This window comes from Lysinibacillus louembei, from assembly GCF_033880585.1.
GTDB classification, from domain to species: domain Bacteria; phylum Bacillota; class Bacilli; order Bacillales_A; family Planococcaceae; genus Metasolibacillus; species Metasolibacillus louembei.
The window spans coordinates 678855-697524 of record NZ_CP137624.1; the positions used below are offsets into that span (position 1 = coordinate 678855).

The following is an 18670-nucleotide window of genomic DNA, read 5'->3' on the forward strand; positions in this document are numbered from 1 at the left end:
TCTGTTAATTCGCCCCGTATTAATAAAAATAATTGAATAGGTCGTTAAAAGCCACACAAGCTAAGCACTTCACAGTAATATGAAGTGCTTAGCTTGTGTTCCTGTACCAACAATCAGCGGGAGAAACTCCCAACTGATTGAAGTCCCACTTTATTCAATTACACCACAGGCAATGCGATCACCTGAATTACCAGATGGATCTGTTTTATAGTCATCAGCCTTTTCATGAATCACAATAGAGCTACCATCTTTATCGAAAAGAGAATTCTCATGACCTTTCATTAATGTCACGAGCTTCGTTGTAAATTCAAGCTCTACAGTGCCATCCTCAGCTACTTCTAAATTTGGTAAATCCCCTGCATGTGGACCTTGTGGGTTTTCAATGCCGTGCTGCTTATGCTCTGGGTTAAAATGTGCGCCCGCAGATTCGAATGATGGTGCTTCACATTTTCCTACCTCATGAATATGAATAGCATGTGTTCCAGGTGGCAAGTTGTGTAGCTCTGCATATAATTCTACACCTTCTGTTACTTCCTTTAACGTTACTTCTCCAACACTCTCACCTTTGCTATTGAGCATTTTCGCAGTTGCTGTAGCAGCGCTTGGTGCATGAACAGGCATTTCCACTTCTTCTTTTTTCGCTTGAAATAGTGAACAGCCCGATAATAATAAAGCGGTGCTTAGTAAGATTATTTTATACATGATGATCCCTCCTACTGCTATTGTTGCCAAAATCGCCTGTTCTTTATTCAAATTAAAAAAGACAATCCGATATAAAAGCAAAGGAGGAGTGACAATGGAAATTAATTCAATTATGTCAAGCCAACTCGCACAGCTACAGCAAACATTGCAAATGTCGATTTTAGACAAAACATTAAATGCTGGCGCTGGCGTTGTTGAAATGCTAGCAGAAATGCCTGCTCCCGCTGCTGAACACCCGTATAAAGGTCAACTATTTGACGCACAGGTGTAAATGAAAAGCTATCGAGGTCAGTATTTGCCTCGATAGCTTTTTAATTAGCTTCTAGTTTCTTGCGCAAAGTCCGCATCGCACGAAACGATACTTTACATATACTTTCGTCTGCCATCGTTACTGTACGTTCCTTCGCATTAAGCTCAACAATATGCTGTAAATTAATTACATAGCTCGTGTGGCAGCGATAAAAGCGCTCATCTATCTTTTCCAATTCCTGCATCGAGCCATAAAATTCATAATAATGATTTTTCGCATAAAGCTCGATTTTATGTACTTGTGGTGATGTTGAGAAAAAATAAATATCCTCATATGGAATGTTAACAATACGCCTATCAACCTTTAATTGATAAACATTCGCCTGTTCATTTCGCCCTAGCTTTTGATATTTTTCAAAGGCTGTATGAATCACTTTTCGTAGTTGCACAGCCATTTTCTCTTGCGTATCTTTGACAATATAATCAAGTGCCTCTAGCTGATATTTAAACACAAGATGCCACTTCTCTGCATCCGTTGTTACAAAAATGATGCTCGCCAAAGGATTGTCCTTGCGAATCTCATAAGCAACATCCATTCCTGTTAACTCATGCGATAAGTCAATATCTAAAAAGTAGCAATCCACATGCTGCTCTGCTGCATAAGCAAGCACTTCCTCAGGGCTTGCCGTTTCTAATACAATTTCTACACTTGGATTATGGAACATCTCATAGTTTTTCAGCTCTGTATAAATCAAATGACGATGAAGTGAGTCATCTTCACAAATTACTACTTTCATAAAAATACACCACCTTAATAAATGCTCAACTCTTGAATAAATTTGCCATCCTCTACCCTTGTATGCATCATAGCATTTGGATAGCTCCCAATAATCGCCTTCGCTATCGTTAAACCGCTACCACGTCCTTGACCTTTTGTAGAATAACCTTGCTGAAATAGCTTGCCAATATTAGGTGACATATCTCCATAGCTATTTTCAATAAGTAACTGCACCATTTCATTATCAGTTGGGAAAATAGCCACACGAATATTGCCTTTTGGCAGCTCTTTTACAGCCTCTAGCGCATTATCCAGTAAAATCCCTACAACTCTTGCAATATCAACAATACTCATTTGTAGCATCGGTACAGGTCTAGGAATCTCAATAATAGATGGGATATTTAATGCATCTGCCTGCAATATTTTTGTTGCAAGCAAGCCTTTTAATTCTACTGACTCCAAATTGTCTAGCCGTCCTAATGTTTGATGCTTCACCAACGTTTGTCGTCCTGTTTGCACAATGCTTTGCTGAAAATAAGATTGCAATCCTTCCATGTCCTTTTGATCTAAATAGCCCTGAATTGTCAGCAATATATTCGTATAATCATGGCGGAATTTTTGCATATCACGATTAACTTCTTCAAGTGCAGTCATGTATTGCATGAATTGCTCAGTTTCTAGCACTTTTCTCTTTGCCCTATATGTGTTATGTATGCTATATAAAAATACACCTAAAACAATAATCACTATAATAAAATACAAAAGCTGAATCATCAAATTCATATTTAATGTAGATGTTGAATTCATATGTTCTGCAAAATAAATATTCAAATAAAATGCTAACGCTGTTAAAAATAAAATAAGAAAAATAAAAAATTTACTAGTTGTTGATAACATCAAAATTTCATTAATTTTTTGTATAAGCTGTTTATAAAGATAAATATACGCAATAAAAATAAGTAAAAAGGAGCAAATATACAACAATTCATATATAAAATTATTTCCCTGCGAAAAGAAATACAAAATAAACTTAGCTAAATAATTAGCTAGTACCCCACCAATACAAACAATTGTAATATCCATCCATACTCTATGTTTTTTAGAAAGCAGGTAAAAAAAGATGCCTAAGCTAACTAACAATACCGGAATCATGATCCACTGCGATACAAGGAAAAAGAATAATATTGATGGAAGAATGATAAATAATATTAAGTAAAGGCCCTTCTGCCAATTTATTTTTATATTTAATAGATAACTTAGAGCTACTATAATTGCACTATACTCTACTGCAATATTAATGTATAAGGCTACATTCATCTGTAAGTTACTCCTCTTTCTTCATAAAAGGATGCTGTTCTTGTAACGCCTTTGGCATATCCTCAGCATAAAATATAAAGTGGCAATCTTTTTTTAACGCAAGTTCTCCAATAAATAACGCTACTTGAGATAGAATAAATAGTTTAGATTGTATAATACGTTGAATTAATCTCATCACTTCAATTCTCCTTGAATTAACATACTACCACTTTGAATCACTAATCCATAAACAATATAAGATTGCATGCTCTCTGAAGAAAATAACAATACAATACTAATCATCACAATTCGAACATACAGCTTTTTTCGTAAATATTGTCGATGTTGGTTATTAACAATTGGATGCTTCCCAGTTCCTACAGGTGCCTTCAGCAAAATAAGAAATACTGCAGCTGCACCAATCCCCCATACAACCCACATAGGAATCAATATAGAAGTCAGTATCAATGCCATAATAGGGAATACAAGTATACTACATATTATACAGCTTACAGCATTTTGAAAATGTGCCCCAAACGCCACTTGCCGTATAAAATAAAAAACCATATGGATAATGAATGTTGGTAATAAACAGTTTAATAAAAATGCTACGCTGTACAGTAACAATAACTTATAGAATTCTTTCAAGATTATACGGACACCATATTGTATTTTCTCCTGCTCTAGTCTCGTATATATTCGTTGTTTAATTAATATATTTGTAATCTTTGCCTCTATCATTTAACAAAATTCTCCCTAATTTTATTATAAACTACAAATATCCATTTTTTGTGTGCTATGTTTACGACAATAATTTTAACAGTTTTGAATGGTATTATGTTATACCATATCAAAAACGTCATAATTATCGTCGCAAATGTATTGCAATTATTGGTAAATAACATTTTTAATAGAAATATATGCGGTTTTGACAATGTACACCTACTTTTAAAAATAGTGTGTTAGAGTAAAAATAGTTAACTGATTTCCTCTAGGCGCTTTAATAACTTATTAGAGATGCTTACAGGAAATCATTTTAATTATTACTTAAAGGAGGAGATAGAATGAACTTTAAAAAAATTATTTCATTATTAACAGTATTTACAATTATCTTTAGCTTACTAGCACCTCTGCAATCAAGTGCAAATGATTTCACAGGAGAAAATAACGAAACAAACCTCAATTTTGAATCTTTTATCGAGTATAATGAAGATGCTACTAATGGTTTTTTAGAATCTGATTTAGTGTTTGATTCTAATGAAATTATTGTTGAACCAATGTGTGGTCCACCATGTGCCATGATAGCTGTTACAGTAGTTAAAGAAGGTGGAAAAGCTTTATTAAAAAGTGGGCTTAGACTGATAAAAACGGTAACACCTGCAACAGCTGGGGCTGCATCTAGAGCAGTAGCAAACTATGTTCCCAAAACTGTAACAATTGGTAAAGAAACGTATACAATAACTGCACGTAATATGCAGCATTACTTAGAGCGCCATTCCATGAAACATTGGAACGGTACTTGGGAATACAATCAAGATTTCTTTCATACAGGAATGACACTGAACAGGCTTGAAACCATAGCAACATCAGGTGTTAAGGCAAATGCAAGTAAAATAGCAAATAGTACTAGTGATTTTGTGACAATCGATTATATGTATGAAGGAATTGGCTATCGAATTGGGGTAAATAAAGCAACAAAACGTATTGAACAACTTTACCCTAGAGCAACTTTTGTAAATCCTAATAACCCCTAAAAGGCAGGGAGGAGTGACTTACTGTGTTCACTATTAAAACATGGGTGACTGATACATGGTATGGAGCTGAGCCACCTGTACCATCGATGAGCGAAGTCAAAAAGCACTTTTATTTATTCGAAGACCCTAAAAATCATCTTGCAATTGACCAAATCATCAATGATAGTAATGGAGAACCTTCTGGACTATTATTTGGTTTTGTTCATATTACTTACAATGGCCAAGAAATTTTGGGAAAGAGGATGTTTTCTCAAATCTTCATTACATGGCATAGTTATGAGATGCTTTTAAAGCAAATGCAAACGCAAAATTTTGCAAATGTGGAACATCCAGAAACAGGCTACACAGCTGTTACTGTCCGCCCTGATGATACAGCTCCAAATCAGATTATACTAGAAACCTTCTTTAAGGAAGGTGCTTATTATGAAACTATCTTGGACCAAGAAACGAATCAAGAAACTAAGATATTCCATGATATAAAAACAATACATGAAACCTTCATACTGCCACGCAAAGAGTTTTTAAAGGCATTATATGATGCACTGATTAACTATCGCTGTATAAATCTTAAATTTTTCAAGGTTGAGGATTATAAACAACGCGCACAGGAGTATCTAGATAAATTACTAGCCACACCTTTATATTAAAATAAGAGCAACTGTCGAAAAAATAGTTGCTTTTATTAACTTAAGTTTAACGTTACTTACACAAATTAGAATTATTAAGCTTAGAGTAACATAAAAAGACTATATAGTATGGATATGTATATAGTCTTGCAAACCAACATGATATTTGTTATTGCCCACAGCCCTATTTACATTGAATTACTAAATAGGGTATATAAAAATTAGCTTGTAGACTTAAAAGATTATATTAAATTTATAAAAGATATTTTCAAAAGAGCTATAAAAACCGATTAAACTACATAAGGCTAAAATGAGTTTTAGTAAGATGGACAGTTAGCTTGTTTACCACATAACAAATATCACTTAGTTAAAAGAAATAACTTTACTAAATAATCAATTGACTTCAATAGTTTGAGGATTTTTAATAGAAACTTTTACAATATCTAATTTATTTTTAGGAGGAATAATTATGAAAAAACTTTTACCTACTATTTTGTCTCTATCTTTAGTTTTAATGCTTATCACACCTAGTTATGGACTAGCTACAACAATAATACCTGATGATGCTATTATATATGAAAATGAGTTTTTAATTGATATTGGATATGAAGATTCTACGATAGATGAATACTACAGTGATGATATGGAAGATTACATATTGTCAGAGGAAGTATTAGTACAGCCTATGATAGCTAATGTAATTATTCGTTATGTTGTAGTAAATGGTGCTAAAGTTGCTAAACACCTATATAATTCTATTAAATATGCTCCAAAGTATCCGACAGGCTTTAAGGCTGTACAAAATGGCACTAAAAATCATACTGTTAACAATAAAGAATTATTAGATGAATTGAGACAAATTGAAGCCGGTACTTGGCATAAAGTATACAAAGATGGCTATGATAAAAATGGGGGAAAAATTTCTATCCATTATTTCCAAAGTAAATCTGGGCTGGTGTATGATGTTAAAGTAAAAAATGGATGGAGTGTGAAAAAATAATTATGAATCAGCTTTTACTAAATTTCTCTACCAATAGCCAAAAAAAGTTAGAAAAATTGGTTTTGTTAAATATAGTAGGTGTTATAAGTGCTTTAGAGGAAAATGTAATCACTTTAGAGGAAGCTGAAAAGATTATATTCAGTCCATATGTAATGGATTTATTACATTCAAAAAGAATATCTAACGACGTTATAGAAGTTGTGCATTTAGGAACTGAACTTGAAGATATCGAGAGTTTGATCCCTGGAAAGTTAATTGAAAGTTTAAATCATATTAAAATTAGGGCAATTGAATTATTAAAAGAAAGAAATATATATAAGATTGAAGAAAACATGATAACTTAGGGAGCAGCTATAGTTGCTCTTTTTTGCATGAAAAGTAAGTTCTATCATAAGTATGATTCATATATAAATCTCTATGTAAATCATCTTAACTTCTTCATAATATGACAGCAATCAAAATCACTGACATATGCAAATAAAATTGGTAGATTGAAATACTTTATACTAAATTAAATATTGAAAAAGCGTTTTTGATTAAAATACATACAGTTACGACAAAAAACACCTCCCCTTGAAAATAGCATGTTAGAGTAAAATTAAATAATTTAGCTGTTATTTATCACCTTTTTAATACGAAATACTGGATCTAAGTCAAGATTTCGGACACAAAAAGATTAAGTTTTTTTCTGCACAACAACGATGTATTACGCTGCTGCACGACATATTAGTTCATACTCATCTGGTGTTAGATAACCGATACTACCATGAATTCGTTTGCGATTATACCAACCTTTGATGAATTGAAATAAGGCACTTCTCGCTGTCTCAAAGCTTTCGTATTTTGTTAGGTAAACTTCCTCTTTTTTCAGTGTGGCGTGAAATGATTCGATACAAGCGTTGTCCTAAGGACATCCTTTTCGACTAAACGACGGAATCATTTTGTGTTTTTTAAGTAGTTCTTGGAATGCTTCGCTTGTGTATTGTGTTCCTAAATCGGTATGCACAATGAGCCCAGGGTCAGGTTGTTGGTCATTGATCGCATTCTTAAGCGCTTCAAGTACAATTTCTGTTGTCATTGTACGAGAGAATTTATAGCCAACCACTTTTTTCGTGTGTAAATCAAGAACAGATGCTAGATAGCACCACCCATTGCGAAGTGTATGGATGTACGTAATATCCGCTACCCATTTTTCATTGATTGTCTTTGTAGTGAAGTCTTGTTTTAATACGTTTTCTCGTTCGTCCACTGATTTTTGTGTGGATGCTGGACGATATTTTTTTATGATGCATGATTGGATGCCTGCTTGTTTCATAAGACGTTGAACCCTTTTAATACTGCATAAGTAGCCTTCTTTTTGGATCTTTTCAGAGATTTTAGGTGCGCCGTAGCGACCTTTACTTTCTTTGTGAATCACTTTAATCCGTTCAAGTAGCGCTTCATTGGCGGCATGATAGCTATTGGAGTTCTTGCTCATCTATTTTCTTGCGAATATGGTCATAGCCTTTTTTAAGATTTCAAGCTCTGCCTTAAACGAAGATTTTCCTTTTGGATCGCTTCTACATCCGACACAGTTAATTCTTGGGTTCCTTCAAGTGGAGAGTGCTGCTTAATCCATTTGTAAATTGTTACTTCCGACACACCATATTCGCTAGAGAGTTGACTGACCGGCGTACCTGAGCGATAAAGCTCAACTACTGTTTGTTTAAATTCTTGATTATATCGTTTGCGACTCATCATTCGGACACGACCTTTCGTTAGTTCAATCATAATGACTTAACCAAGTTGTGTCCAAGTATCTATACTACATTCACTTGAATAGGAGAATATTAATGAAAAATTTAATAAAAAAATATTTTATTTTTAGTATGGTTATGGTATTTTTATTTGCAAATCTTTCAATTGTTAATGCAGAAATTAACAAAAACGCTCTTCATCAAGAAACTTACCAGGATGATTTGTTTAATATAGGTTCATTTCCAATAAACAAAATTGAAAATAATAGTGAACTATATACTCAAAGTTTATTTAACGAAAATTCTGCAGAGATTCAGCCATATGTTCTGCCTGCGATACCAGCTGTTGTAGCGCTAATAGGTTCTTCAGGGCTAAGGTTTGCTGTTCAAACTTATGGAAGAACAGTCATTAAAACTCTTATCAAACAGCAAGAAAAGGTTGCTAGAGCTGCTGCTAAAGATTTAGGTTATATTGAATTAAAGAATCTCTCACATGGCGCAAAGGTATATTCGAGAAAGTCCGGTTCAGGACCTAAGTATATAACTAGAGATATGGATAGTCACACTGGTGGGGCATGGAAAGGAGCAGATACTATCCCTAACTTAGCGAGAAAAGAAACAAGATCGGGTACTTATGATGTATTTTTAGAAAGAATAGGAGATTAGATTGAGCTTTGAATAAACTACATGACTTTAAATTTAATATAAACGAATTTAATATAACTCCATTTTTCCAATCAAAAGAAGAGCTTAGAATAAGATTTGGTACAGAGGTTTTTAAAGGCAATATAAAGACTTTAGAGGAAATAATTAACTATTTGTTTAACAGGAATGAAGAGATTGAAAGTACTTTTATAATAGGATCTAAATTTAATATGCAAAATGAAATTAAGTACAATAAAATTGGTCTTAAATCTTTTTTTGAAATTACTAACTGGAACGAGGTTCTTATAGAAAGTGATGATTTAGAGGGCACTGTAGTGTTCGCTACAATAGGAGGTTTAAAGCCAAGTGGTATTTTTCAATATTGTAAAAGTATTATTTTAGGTAGAATTCCACAAGCATATATTATGTTTTATAACAATTCTTTTCTTCTATACATTAGTACCGATGTTTTGGATATTATTTCCAAAAAAGAAGAAGATATAATTGCATTAAAAAATAACTATTCTAAAATTCATACCAAATACAATGCTTAAAATTCATACCATATTAAAGGGTAATAAGATCCCTTTCCTATTTTACCTATCATTTTTTCTTCTAAAAGTTAGCCTAGAGATGTTAAATAAAAAATTTTTATATTAATCTAAACAGCAACTATCCTAGTGATGGTTGTTGTTTGGTTAAGTACATGAACTTTAGAATACAACTTCAAAATGTTTTAGAAAAATTTTTATGAACAATCTTTTAGATAATTTTAAATGAGCATTTATATGACTAGTACCTTATGCCGCTTAAGGCTCATTTTTGATTTGTTCAAGTGGTGTCCCGCCTGTTGTTGCTCTGTACATGAACTCTATGGATATGCGTTGCGAATTGTTTTGTCTGAGTACGGATACCTTGTGGATACAACATACAATTCGTTTTGAGTGCACCGATGACATGTATCCCTTTAGAAAGTGCAACTTCGATGATTGTACGTGACGTATACCAACTATCACATAATAAATACTTCGGCTGTTTGAGTACGGGTACTTGATTCATCATGTCTAACAAAAGTTGAATTTTACTGTCAGTGGTTTCTTTATCAAATAATCAAAAATCGTAAGGATACGCGTGTTGACCTGATTTTAGCATCAATTGCACGACTTGATGCCCCCAAACACTTTTCCAATCCGTGTGCGAGAATCGATACCTGCAGCTTTCAATTGGGCAGGTTGCTCGTGACAAAGGCTTTGTTTTTTCGGGAAATCGTGTCGTCCTGCAAAAAAATACAGGCACATCTACAGAGATGCTTTGTTACATGTATTTTTGAGATTGGTGTAGAAAAAATGCTTCATTCCAAGGGCTTTTTTTAAGAAAATACCTGTGGGTTGTATGATGCTTTTGGTGGTGACTAAAAGCATGGACTTCTGTTAGTTTGCCAGTGAAACCAACACTCGACATCCCATCAATAAAGTGTGTCAAATGCCGTAAAACGGGCTTTGAAAAGTAATAAGAAAACTGCCATTCGAGAAAACCTTTGTTGATTTGTTGGTGATGTGTTAATCTATTTATCGGACAAATACGCTCCTTTGGTGGATGATGGGGTCAGAGCTTTCATTTTAACTAAAAGAGTGGATTCTGTCTTTTTATTTTGTTTGATGGAAGCATTTTGAAGGTCATTTGCTCATTTAGAGTAATAAGAAAACTAAGAAATTTGATGATTTTAAGTTTAAATAAAAACGAAAAGAGTGGTTTCATAGTGAAGAACGAGATAATTGATGAGATTTTAAATGATTGGGTAAGAAAGTTAAACGAAGATGAATTTTATTTTACTCATGCTTTTGAAACTTTAATTGAATCATTTACCTCACATGAAGCTTTTGATTTTATTGAACTAATGGTTCAAACAATACTAAAGCTAGATAACCCATTCTTAGTAAATCAATTTATATTTTTCACAGGTTGTTTGTACAGCAAGGCTAAAACTACTGAACTTCATCCTGTAATGGAAAAGAATCTACCAGCTATTGAAAAGCACATACTACAATTACAAAATTCAGGCGTACATCGGGAGTGGCAAGAATTAAAAAGAGATTTAAGACTTCCTTAACTAAGTAATCTACTATAATTAAATCTGTAGGTAAACTGAATTTATAGGGAAGGCCCTTTTCTAGGATGGACTATAGTGGCTTCATTCTACTATGAAGAGGGCTTCTTTTTTAGTATGAGACTTTTCATTTACGCAAAGAATAAATTACTATTACCTAGGGAACTTTTAGAACAGATATACAAACAAAACTTTGCGAATGTTACTCATCCAAAAAGAGGCGATAAATCTTTTATTACACTTCATCCTCATGATTTCAGTCCAAATCAAATTATATTCAGCATATCCCTTGAAAGAGATACCACTCTATCTTGTGAGGAATTTCTAAAGACATTATATGATACGCTATTTGCTTATCATCAATGGACAAAATAGCCAACCTTTCAACATCTATAAATGTTCATTTAAGGAATCGGCATTTTAGGCTGGTATATTACTTTCACTGTACCCCGTTGTAAAATAATTCAATATGGAGGAGTGATTTCCTTGTTTACTATTCAAACGTGGGTGTCCGATCAATGGCATAGCGATCCCATACCTATTAAGGAAATTGACCAGCATTATTGCCTATTTGATGACCCTAAAAACCATGATTTTATTTGGGATGTGTTAGTTGAACGACAGGCAATTCTGTTTGGCTTTGTTCAAATTAATTACAATGGACAGGAACTTATCGGACAAGAGATGTTTTCGCAAATTCTGATTACTTGGCATTACTATAAAGAAATTTTAAAGCAAATGCATAAACAAAATTTTGCGAGCACTACACAGCCTGAGGGAGGAGATGAACCTGTTTTTACGGTTCATCCACATAATACAGACTCCTATCAAATTATACTTGAACTATTTCCCGAAAGAGGTATATCACACAAAGACTACAAAATCTTTATTTTACCTCGTAAGGAATTTTTAAAGGCACTTTACGATGCATTGATTGCTTATCATCAAACCGACTTCTTTTTCTGTGCCACAGAGGAACATAAATTGGCTAAAAAAGAGCATATCGATTCATTATTAGCAGAGAAACTATACTAAATAAACGAAAACCAATTGCCTTTTGGTAGTTGGTTTTCTTAGAAACATGGATGACTAATACATAGTACGAAACTGTGTCATCTGTACTATCAATGTGGGAGATCGAAAAGCACTTTTATTTATTGGAAGACTCCAAAAATCACCCTATAATAGTAAATGTAAATCCATCAATAAGCCTTAAAGCCTCAAGTACTTTTAATTCAAGTGTTAAAAATGCCATGAAGCTGGATTCGGTTAGTTTGTTGGGTAAACAATGGGTGTCTCAACATCTATAACTGTTAATCATATTAATGTATATTGAAGAACTTAGTGTTGGGGCCTGTATATTCCTTTCACCGTAACCTCTGTATATGAAATAATTCAATATGTAGGAGTGATTTTCTTGTTTACTATTCAAACATGGGTGTCCGATCAATGGCATAGTGATCCTGTGCCTATCGGTGAAATTGACCAGCATTATTGCCTATTTGATGACCTTAAAAACTATGATTTTATTTGGGATATATTAGTTGAACGACAGGCAATTCTGTTTGGCTTTGTTCAAATTAATTACAATGGACAGGAGCTTATCGGACAAGAAATGTTTTCGCAAATTCTGATTACTTGGCATTACTATGAAGAAATTCTAAAGCAAATGTATAAACAAAATTTTGCGAGCGCTACACAGCCTGAGGGAGGAGATGAACCTGTTATTACGGTTTGTCCACATAATACAGACTCCAATCAAATTATACTTGAAGTATTTCCCGAAAGAGGTATATCACACAAAGACTACAAAATCTTTATTCTACCTCGTAAGGAATTTTTGAAGGCACTCTACGATGCATTGATTACTTATCATCAAACTGACCTTCAATTCTACGTTGTAGATGAGCATAAACAGGCAGCAAAAAGACATATTCACTCTTTATTAAACCAACCTCTATACTAGCCAAAATCCAACTACTTTCTGGGTAGTTGGATTTTGGCTAATCAGTTTAAAGATTTAAATTTCAACAACACCGTTGTCATTACCAAAGAGGAATAATTTGGATTAGAAAATACATGGTTTACGATAAAGCATAGCTCTTCTATTGCAAAATACATCTGTTATTGAATTATTGAATGAAGTACAGCCTATTTGTTTGCATGGCTAGTGACAAATACAGCTTCAGATGGTTTTCCTGCAAATTCAAGCAAACATGTAGGTGAAGGTTTTATAGCATTTAATCATTCTCACAATGGTATTGTTTATCAAATTGGTGTTAACATGAATAGCTTAGCGATTGTAGTAATCAGCGCTATTATTCTCAACTTAGTATATTCGCTTATTAAACAAATTCAATATACTAAAATTATATTCATCCTACGATTAGACGAAAGTTACATATTATGAACAGTGCACTATTGGGGATTATTGTGTTCTACTCCTTAAATGTAGTTACTGGATTAGGTATATTATCAATTAATAGCCTATCAAGTAATACAACAGCACTTGGCGCATTTGTTAGCTTTATTATTTATTTTCTTACTAAGATGAGGATGTCGCAGCAAAACTATAAGCTTTAATAAAGGAGCATCATCTATGCGAAATTCAGGTTCCCCCTTCTCACTTGCGAAATTTTATTGGTTTATGCTTATACCGCTGTTTTTAGTTGTTAGCTATTATGAGCTTTTTATCAATTGGCAGGTTCAGCGTTATTCTTTTCATGAATTAGAGGATTTCGGTCGATATGTTTTTGTGAGCTTCATTGCTTTCATAGAAGCACTTATCATCATTTATATACTCGCTATGCTGGAACGGATATTGAAGAAATATGCTTGGAATAATAATTGACTGATAGGAATTCAAAGATTGGAGAAGGTTACTAGTGAAAAAAAATATATACTTTAGTGTTTTAAATTGCACTTTGCTATGTGGAATAGGCATATTTCTAGCTTTTTACTGTTTCCACAATCAAGTAGAGTTAAAATCAGGCTTAGCACTTGTAGCAGGGACATTGATTGGTTATGGGATATACTCTTCTTTGCAATACTTAAAATTAGCTAGAGCAAAATAACAAAGTTTTTTAAATTAGCTATCAAGAACTTAATCTTACAAATTTATGTCTATTTACGATAAGGAAATTTTTATTTTAAAGGAGTAACTTAGATGCAATATTTACAGCGTTCTTTATATCTACCTAAAATTTATCGTTGGTTGTTTATACCAGTATTTTTAATCGCTATTTATTATGAGCTTTTTATCAATTGGCAAGTTCAATATTATTATTTTGAACAACTCGGGAGATTGGGTACATATATTTTCGTAGGTTTTATCGCATTTCTTGATGCAATCATTGTAGTTTATATTCTTTACTCTATTCAATGGGCATTAGCTAAATGGGTATTGAAAAGGTAGGTGCATTTCTTTGAAATTCAAAAAAACATCTATTTTATTTATTATACTAATCGTCTTGTTCATTACAAAGCCATCTGAAGCTACTTTTGATAAATGGCTATTGAAAAAATATGGATATGCTTGTACTGAAGATATATGTTTAAGCCAGAAATCCTCAAAAGAAAATATAATTATCACGAAGGAAGAGAAAGATTATTTCTTTTTTAATATGAGAAATATTAAATTACAGGAAAAAGATAATCGCCAAACCATGTTAATGTTCATCCAAGGAACTGGCATTTTAGGCTGGTATATTCCCTTCACAATAAAACCTGTAGTTAAATAGTAATTCCATTCATTGTGTTGCTTCTATATCTATAGAGCGATTTCAAAACGAGCATTAAAATAGCATTGGAGGTTAGATAAATATGAACCGCATTATGATTAGCAATGCCATTTCTATTCTTTTATCCCCATTTGTTGCAGCTATCATATTAGAAGGATTTATATTTGAGGCGATACCATTTAGCGCTTTTCTTATGTACCTCATCTATTTTATTTGTTTCTTTCCGTTTATCGCGATTTTATACTTCGCAAGAGCCTCTATGCCTTTGCAGCTTTTGTTATGTATGGGCGTCACCTTTTTAGCTGCTCTTTGCTTAGAATGGCTCTATTTTGAGTCAAATGATACGATGCTGCGATTTCTTCTCGCAAGCCTGTTCGCTGGTTTTGTTTACTTTATCGTTCAACAGTTTGTGGAGAAAAGAATATTAAGTAAACTATCATTTATAGAATAAGAGAGATCCATCAAAAAATGTGCTAAAAGCCAACTATGGCCTTTAACACATTCTTTATTTTTTCAATGGGCACACTAAACAGTAAGGCATGCCCTCTTCTTTTTTCTCCAGCTGATAATAGCGGCAGCAGGTTTTACGAACAGCTTTATTTACATGAATATAGTCTCGAATTGGATTTGTTAAACCAGCAATCGGGCGTGAAAGCTCTTCAACTATTTCCTCAAGGCGCTCTTGCTCATAAGAGGTGCTATTTTTTTCAAGTGCGGCATTTATTCGCACCGCAATATTTTCCCACAATATACGACGGTTAATTTTATAGTCCACAGCTAAAATATCTACAATATTTGCTAGATGCTCCTGTAGCAAATATTTTTTCCAGCAGTTCATTTGTGTTAGCTTCTCTCCCTCACTTATTTGCAGTGTAAAGGTCGCTGTATCAAAATATGCTGCATCTAACCAATTGCTTTTCCCCTGCTGTAGCTCGTAATAGTCTACACAGGCAGCCGCAGTCAGTACCGCATAGCGTTTAATAAATAAGGACGCTGAAATTGCCATGGAATCAGTTTGTAAATAGTCTGCATATCGCTTTACAATTTGCTCAAGCATCGCCCGACTTTCTAGCTCCTTTATCGGTAAGCCCTGTGCTTGTTCTACGAAGGCAACTCCATAAGCCTGTAAATTCATTTAATATGCCGACCTTTTCCATTTGGAATACATAAAGGTGTACCGAAATAAGGATCTTTTTGTATGATGGATTTCAATTGAAATATTTCCTCCACCATTTGCGAGGTCACAATTTCCTCTGGGGCACCTTCGATTGCTACTTTTTTATTATGGATAGCAACTAAATGGTCTGCATAGCGGCATGCTAAGTTTAAATCATGCAATACCATGACAACTGTTCGCTTTGATTGTCGATTTAGCTCAAACAAAAAGTCTAACAGCTCGATTTGGTGCGTCATATCTAAATAAGTTGTTGGCTCATCTAATAATATAATGGGTGTTTCCTGCGCTAAAGTCATCGCAATCCACGCACGCTGTCTTTGTCCACCTGACAAAGCATCTACAGGTCTGTCCTTTAGAGCTAATAATTGTGTAGCCTCTAATGCCTGCTCTACTAGCATTTCATCCTTCTTTGACCACTGCTGAAACCAGCTTTGATGTGGATAACGCCCTTGTTTAACTAGCTGCTGCACTGTAATACCTTCAGGGGCAACTGGACCTTGAGGTAAAATGGCAAGCTGCTTCGCAATTTGCTTTGTAGACATGGAATGCAGCTTTTGTGCATCAAGTAAAATTTCCCCTGAGGCAGGATTCAAAAGTCTCGCTAATGAGCGTAGCAATGTAGATTTACCACTTCCATTTGCACCAACTAACACAGTAATTTTGCCAAGCGGAATATCAAAATCTAAACAATCAATAATCGTTTGATTGCCATACTGTAATGTAAGACCTTTCGTTTGAAGTCCTTGCATTGTAAACCTCCTATCGATTGCGCGTTCTGAATAGTAAAAAGATAAAAAATGGTGCGCCAATTGCTGCTGTAAAGACGCCAGCAGGTATATCAAGCGGTAAAAACATTGTTCTAGCAATTAAATCCGCAATAAGGACAAGCAATGCACCAACAATTGCTGTAATCGGTACTAAGCCAATAAAAGAGCGACCAACTAAGCGACGAGCAATATGTGGAGCCATAAGACCGACGAATTCTATTCCCCCAACAAAGGCTGCTGCACTACCTGCTAGCAGTACAGCACATGCTAGAAATAAAAAGCGTTGACGTTGCAGACGAATACCTGTACTAATCGCTACATCATCACCTAGCTCCGTCACATTCATACTACGCCCAAGTAAAAGAATAATTGGCACTGGAATTAACAGCCAGCAGCTGAGCGATATTACATCTTTCCACGTTGCAGCATATAGGCTACCAGTTAACCAAATATACGCCTTCGATACAATAAATGTATCGCTATAAACTAATAAAAAAGTAACACCTGATTTTAGAATCGCTGAAATACCAATTCCGATTAACACAAGTCGAACGGGTGTCACACCTTTATTCCACGATAACAAATAAATGATAATTGCTGTAATGAGACCCCCACAAATCGCAGCTAGCGGTAGGAAGGACATACTAATAACACCAGTAGCTAAGGTAATAAATAGCACTGCGCCAAATGAAGCACCACTTGTAATACCTATAATATCAGGTGAAGCTAACGGGTTGCGGACAATACTTTGCAATATGAGTCCAGAGACACCTAATGCACTTCCTACTAAAATAGCTAAAAGCACACGTGGTAATCTCAATGTTTCAATGACAAATGTAAATTCATCTGTTTGATTAAAAAGCTGACGTAATACATCTATCGGGGAAATCCAATTACTTCCTGCTGAAAGGCTTAGCATGAAAATAGCAAGCAGCAGTAGCAGGCTGATTATTAATGTAATAAGCCATTTTTGTGAAAGCTGAAAGGATGCCTTGTTTTGGAACAAGCGTATATTCCAATACTTCATTGTTTCGACACCCCTTTTTTAGCTAAATAAATGAAAAATGGGCCACCAATAAATGCAGTCATTACACCAATTGGTACCTCCATTGGACTAATTAAAAATCGAGCTAAAATATCCGCAGCAATTAATAATGCAGCACCAATACATGCACCGTATGGAATCATCCAACGATAGTCATTGCCGACCAAGCCCTTCGCAATATGCGGAACAATTAAACCAATAAAGCCAATTGAACCAACAATCGCCACTGAACCACCTGCTAATATAATGATTAATATCCCCATCAATAGCTTTAAAATGGCAACATTTTGCCCAAGGCTTTTTGCGACATCATCACCAGAGCTAAAAATATTCATTGCCTTGCCCATAAAGCCGCTCACAATAAGTGCGATGACGAGCAATGGTAGCACATCAAATAACATCTGCAAATCTCTGCCTGCAATTGAGCCAGCTAACCAAAATAACACGGTTTGAATGGATTGCTCATCAATAACGAGCATCCCCTGTGTAAAGGAGATAAAAAATGCAGATAATGCTGTACCAGCCAATATTACCTTCATTGGTGTAACACCATCACGCCCAATATTGCTTAAAAGAAACACCCCAACTGCCGCAACTGCTGCCCCTAAAAATCCAAACCACATATATTGTGTGAGCGATTGCATATTTAACCAAGTTAATGCAAATACGATAAAGAAAATAGCTCCCGCATTAATGCCTAATAAGTCAGGAGCCGCTAATGGGTTGCGTGTTAATGATTGAATTAAAATACCAGCAATCGCTAATGAGGCTCCTACTGTTAACGCGATTGTTGCACGAGCAAGCCTACTTGTCGCAATAATTAAATGTGTCTCATTATTTGGGTCATAATTCGTAATAACTTCTAATGCAAGTGGAAACGATATAGAAGTTTGTCCCATAGCGAGACTACAAAAATAAAGAATACCGAGTAACCCAACTAATAGTAATAAGCCTATTGTTTTATATTGTATGGAATGTAACATAGCATACCCTCTTCAAGTAATTGAAAAACGATGCTCGAAAAATATTACCTTTTCGAGCATCTTTC

General features: G+C 34.4%; 24 protein-coding genes and 1 pseudogene. 14 read left to right on the forward strand and 11 right to left on the reverse strand.

The window, feature by feature from the left end; translation table 11 throughout:
* Positions 1–150: 150 nt before the first annotated feature.
* A complete protein-coding gene (locus tag R6U77_RS03240) occupies positions 151–702 on the reverse strand; it encodes a superoxide dismutase family protein (RefSeq protein ID WP_319837419.1) in 552 nt (183 codons plus the stop codon).
* Positions 703–796: 94 nt separating this feature from the next.
* On the opposite strand from R6U77_RS03240, the gene R6U77_RS03245 reads away from it, so the two are divergent.
* Positions 797–973: a putative motility protein gene (locus R6U77_RS03245; protein ID WP_293928018.1), complete on the forward strand. Its 177-nt coding sequence runs from the start codon at positions 797–799 to the stop codon at positions 971–973.
* A 40-nt stretch (positions 974–1013) separates the two neighbouring features.
* Here R6U77_RS03245 and R6U77_RS03250 read toward each other — a convergent pair whose 3' ends face one another.
* The 4 genes from R6U77_RS03250 to R6U77_RS03265 all read right to left on the reverse strand — a co-directional run bounded on the left by R6U77_RS03250 (position 1014) and on the right by R6U77_RS03265 (position 3766).
* Entirely contained in the window at positions 1014–1748 is a 735-nt protein-coding gene (locus R6U77_RS03250; protein WP_319837420.1) for a LytR/AlgR family response regulator transcription factor, read from the reverse strand.
* A gap of 14 nt (positions 1749–1762) precedes the next feature.
* Complete coding sequence (locus R6U77_RS03255; RefSeq protein ID WP_293928024.1) at positions 1763–2812, reverse strand: GHKL domain-containing protein; 1050 nt, start codon at positions 2810–2812, stop codon at positions 1763–1765.
* Between the two features lie 241 nt (positions 2813–3053).
* Positions 3054–3221 (reverse strand): hypothetical protein, encoded by a 168-nt coding sequence (locus R6U77_RS03260; protein ID WP_319837421.1) that lies wholly within the window; start codon positions 3219–3221, stop codon positions 3054–3056.
* Complete coding sequence (locus R6U77_RS03265) at positions 3221–3766, reverse strand: accessory gene regulator ArgB-like protein (protein WP_319837422.1); 546 nt, start codon at positions 3764–3766, stop codon at positions 3221–3223. Before R6U77_RS03265 ends, R6U77_RS03260 begins: the two co-directional genes overlap by 1 nt.
* Positions 3767–4089: 323 nt before the next feature.
* On the opposite strand from R6U77_RS03265, the gene R6U77_RS03270 reads away from it, so the two are divergent.
* The 4 genes from R6U77_RS03270 (at position 4090) to R6U77_RS03285 (ending at position 6749) form a co-directional block, all read left to right on the forward strand.
* Entirely contained in the window at positions 4090–4779 is a 690-nt protein-coding gene (locus tag R6U77_RS03270) for a hypothetical protein (protein ID WP_319837423.1), read from the forward strand.
* A gap of 23 nt (positions 4780–4802) precedes the next feature.
* Entirely contained in the window at positions 4803–5426 is a 624-nt protein-coding gene (locus R6U77_RS03275) for a hypothetical protein (protein WP_319837424.1), read from the forward strand.
* A gap of 448 nt (positions 5427–5874) precedes the next feature.
* Positions 5875–6405, forward strand: a complete 531-nt coding sequence (locus R6U77_RS03280; protein ID WP_319837425.1) for a hypothetical protein — start codon at positions 5875–5877, stop codon at positions 6403–6405.
* Between the two features lie 2 nt (positions 6406–6407).
* On the forward strand, positions 6408–6749 hold the full coding sequence (locus tag R6U77_RS03285) for a DUF3969 family protein (RefSeq protein WP_319837426.1): 342 nt from the start codon (positions 6408–6410) through the stop codon (positions 6747–6749).
* A 362-nt stretch (positions 6750–7111) separates the two neighbouring features.
* On the opposite strand, the pseudogene R6U77_RS03290 reads toward R6U77_RS03285, so the two are convergent.
* A pseudogene (locus tag R6U77_RS03290) lies at positions 7112–8142 on the reverse strand (IS3 family transposase).
* 95 nt (positions 8143–8237) lie between these two features.
* On the opposite strand from R6U77_RS03290, the gene R6U77_RS03295 reads away from it, so the two are divergent.
* The gene (locus R6U77_RS03295) at positions 8238–8807 is read left to right on the forward strand and encodes a toxin C-terminal domain-containing protein (protein WP_319837427.1); all 570 of its coding nucleotides are present in this window, start codon (positions 8238–8240) and stop codon (positions 8805–8807) included.
* 8 nt (positions 8808–8815) lie between these two features.
* Positions 8816–9340 carry a phosphatase gene (locus tag R6U77_RS03300; RefSeq protein WP_319837428.1) on the forward strand — a complete coding sequence of 175 codons (525 nt, stop codon included), beginning with the start codon at positions 8816–8818 and terminating at the stop codon, positions 9338–9340.
* A 277-nt stretch (positions 9341–9617) separates the two neighbouring features.
* Here the strand turns inward: R6U77_RS03300 and R6U77_RS19830 are convergent, their stop codons facing one another.
* Positions 9618–9857 carry a transposase gene (locus R6U77_RS19830; RefSeq protein WP_406601074.1) on the reverse strand — a complete coding sequence of 80 codons (240 nt, stop codon included), beginning with the start codon at positions 9855–9857 and terminating at the stop codon, positions 9618–9620.
* A gap of 688 nt (positions 9858–10545) precedes the next feature.
* Between R6U77_RS19830 and R6U77_RS03305 the strand changes: the two genes are divergently transcribed.
* The 7 genes from R6U77_RS03305 (at position 10546) to R6U77_RS03335 (ending at position 15084) form a co-directional block, all read left to right on the forward strand.
* The gene (locus R6U77_RS03305) at positions 10546–10896 is read left to right on the forward strand and encodes a hypothetical protein (RefSeq protein ID WP_319837429.1); all 351 of its coding nucleotides are present in this window, start codon (positions 10546–10548) and stop codon (positions 10894–10896) included.
* A gap of 483 nt (positions 10897–11379) precedes the next feature.
* Positions 11380–11928 carry a hypothetical protein gene (locus R6U77_RS03310; protein WP_319837430.1) on the forward strand — a complete coding sequence of 183 codons (549 nt, stop codon included), beginning with the start codon at positions 11380–11382 and terminating at the stop codon, positions 11926–11928.
* Between the two features lie 382 nt (positions 11929–12310).
* Positions 12311–12859, forward strand: coding sequence for a hypothetical protein (locus R6U77_RS03315; protein ID WP_319837431.1), 549 nt, complete (start codon positions 12311–12313; stop codon positions 12857–12859).
* 633 nt (positions 12860–13492) lie between these two features.
* Positions 13493–13744 (forward strand): hypothetical protein, encoded by a 252-nt coding sequence (locus R6U77_RS03320; RefSeq protein ID WP_319837432.1) that lies wholly within the window; start codon positions 13493–13495, stop codon positions 13742–13744.
* Between the two features lie 315 nt (positions 13745–14059).
* Positions 14060–14308: a hypothetical protein gene (locus tag R6U77_RS03325; protein ID WP_319837433.1), complete on the forward strand. Its 249-nt coding sequence runs from the start codon at positions 14060–14062 to the stop codon at positions 14306–14308.
* 10 nt (positions 14309–14318) lie between these two features.
* The gene (locus R6U77_RS03330) at positions 14319–14633 is read left to right on the forward strand and encodes a hypothetical protein (RefSeq protein WP_319837434.1); all 315 of its coding nucleotides are present in this window, start codon (positions 14319–14321) and stop codon (positions 14631–14633) included.
* An 82-nt stretch (positions 14634–14715) separates the two neighbouring features.
* Positions 14716–15084 (forward strand): hypothetical protein, encoded by a 369-nt coding sequence (locus R6U77_RS03335; RefSeq protein WP_319837435.1) that lies wholly within the window; start codon positions 14716–14718, stop codon positions 15082–15084.
* 54 nt (positions 15085–15138) lie between these two features.
* On the opposite strand, the gene R6U77_RS03340 is transcribed toward R6U77_RS03335, so the two are convergent.
* Genes R6U77_RS03340 through R6U77_RS03355 form a run of 4 tightly spaced genes read right to left on the reverse strand, consistent with a single transcriptional unit; the run spans position 15139 to position 18605 of the window.
* Positions 15139–15768 (reverse strand): IucA/IucC family C-terminal-domain containing protein, encoded by a 630-nt coding sequence (locus R6U77_RS03340; protein WP_319837436.1) that lies wholly within the window; start codon positions 15766–15768, stop codon positions 15139–15141.
* A complete protein-coding gene (locus R6U77_RS03345) occupies positions 15765–16559 on the reverse strand; it encodes an ABC transporter ATP-binding protein (RefSeq protein ID WP_293925918.1) in 795 nt (264 codons plus the stop codon). The genes R6U77_RS03340 and R6U77_RS03345 overlap by 4 nt, the downstream gene beginning before the upstream one ends.
* Before the next feature lie 10 nt (positions 16560–16569).
* Positions 16570–17604, reverse strand: a complete 1035-nt coding sequence (locus tag R6U77_RS03350; protein WP_319837437.1) for a FecCD family ABC transporter permease — start codon at positions 17602–17604, stop codon at positions 16570–16572.
* On the reverse strand, positions 17601–18605 hold the full coding sequence (locus R6U77_RS03355; RefSeq protein ID WP_293925922.1) for a FecCD family ABC transporter permease: 1005 nt from the start codon (positions 18603–18605) through the stop codon (positions 17601–17603). The genes R6U77_RS03350 and R6U77_RS03355 overlap by 4 nt, the downstream gene beginning before the upstream one ends.
* Positions 18606–18670 lie beyond the last annotated feature (65 nt).

What these genes read in the sequence shown, in the direction of transcription:
- R6U77_RS03240 (WP_319837419.1), bottom strand. Translation starts at nt 702, where the DNA reads ATGTATAAAATAATCTTACTAAGCACCGCTTTATTATTATCGGGCTGT.
- R6U77_RS03245 (WP_293928018.1), top strand. Translation starts at nt 797, where the DNA reads ATGGAAATTAATTCAATTATGTCAAGCCAACTCGCACAGCTACAGCAA.
- R6U77_RS03250 (WP_319837420.1), bottom strand. Translation starts at nt 1,748, where the DNA reads ATGAAAGTAGTAATTTGTGAAGATGACTCACTTCATCGTCATTTGATT.
- R6U77_RS03255 (WP_293928024.1), bottom strand. Translation starts at nt 2,812, where the DNA reads ATGGATATTACAATTGTTTGTATTGGTGGGGTACTAGCTAATTATTTA.
- R6U77_RS03260 (WP_319837421.1), bottom strand. Translation starts at nt 3,221, where the DNA reads ATGAGATTAATTCAACGTATTATACAATCTAAACTATTTATTCTATCT.
- R6U77_RS03265 (WP_319837422.1), bottom strand. Translation starts at nt 3,766, where the DNA reads ATGATAGAGGCAAAGATTACAAATATATTAATTAAACAACGAATATAT.
- R6U77_RS03270 (WP_319837423.1), top strand. Translation starts at nt 4,090, where the DNA reads ATGAACTTTAAAAAAATTATTTCATTATTAACAGTATTTACAATTATC.
- R6U77_RS03280 (WP_319837425.1), top strand. Translation starts at nt 5,875, where the DNA reads ATGAAAAAACTTTTACCTACTATTTTGTCTCTATCTTTAGTTTTAATG.
- R6U77_RS03285 (WP_319837426.1), top strand. Translation starts at nt 6,408, where the DNA reads ATGAATCAGCTTTTACTAAATTTCTCTACCAATAGCCAAAAAAAGTTA.
- R6U77_RS03295 (WP_319837427.1), top strand. Translation starts at nt 8,238, where the DNA reads ATGAAAAATTTAATAAAAAAATATTTTATTTTTAGTATGGTTATGGTA.
- R6U77_RS03320 (WP_319837432.1), top strand. Translation starts at nt 13,493, where the DNA reads ATGCGAAATTCAGGTTCCCCCTTCTCACTTGCGAAATTTTATTGGTTT.
- R6U77_RS03325 (WP_319837433.1), top strand. Translation starts at nt 14,060, where the DNA reads ATGCAATATTTACAGCGTTCTTTATATCTACCTAAAATTTATCGTTGG.
- R6U77_RS03335 (WP_319837435.1), top strand. Translation starts at nt 14,716, where the DNA reads ATGAACCGCATTATGATTAGCAATGCCATTTCTATTCTTTTATCCCCA.
- R6U77_RS03340 (WP_319837436.1), bottom strand. Translation starts at nt 15,768, where the DNA reads ATGAATTTACAGGCTTATGGAGTTGCCTTCGTAGAACAAGCACAGGGC.
- R6U77_RS03345 (WP_293925918.1), bottom strand. Translation starts at nt 16,559, where the DNA reads ATGCAAGGACTTCAAACGAAAGGTCTTACATTACAGTATGGCAATCAA.
- R6U77_RS03350 (WP_319837437.1), bottom strand. Translation starts at nt 17,604, where the DNA reads ATGAAGTATTGGAATATACGCTTGTTCCAAAACAAGGCATCCTTTCAG.
- R6U77_RS03355 (WP_293925922.1), bottom strand. Translation starts at nt 18,605, where the DNA reads ATGTTACATTCCATACAATATAAAACAATAGGCTTATTACTATTAGTT.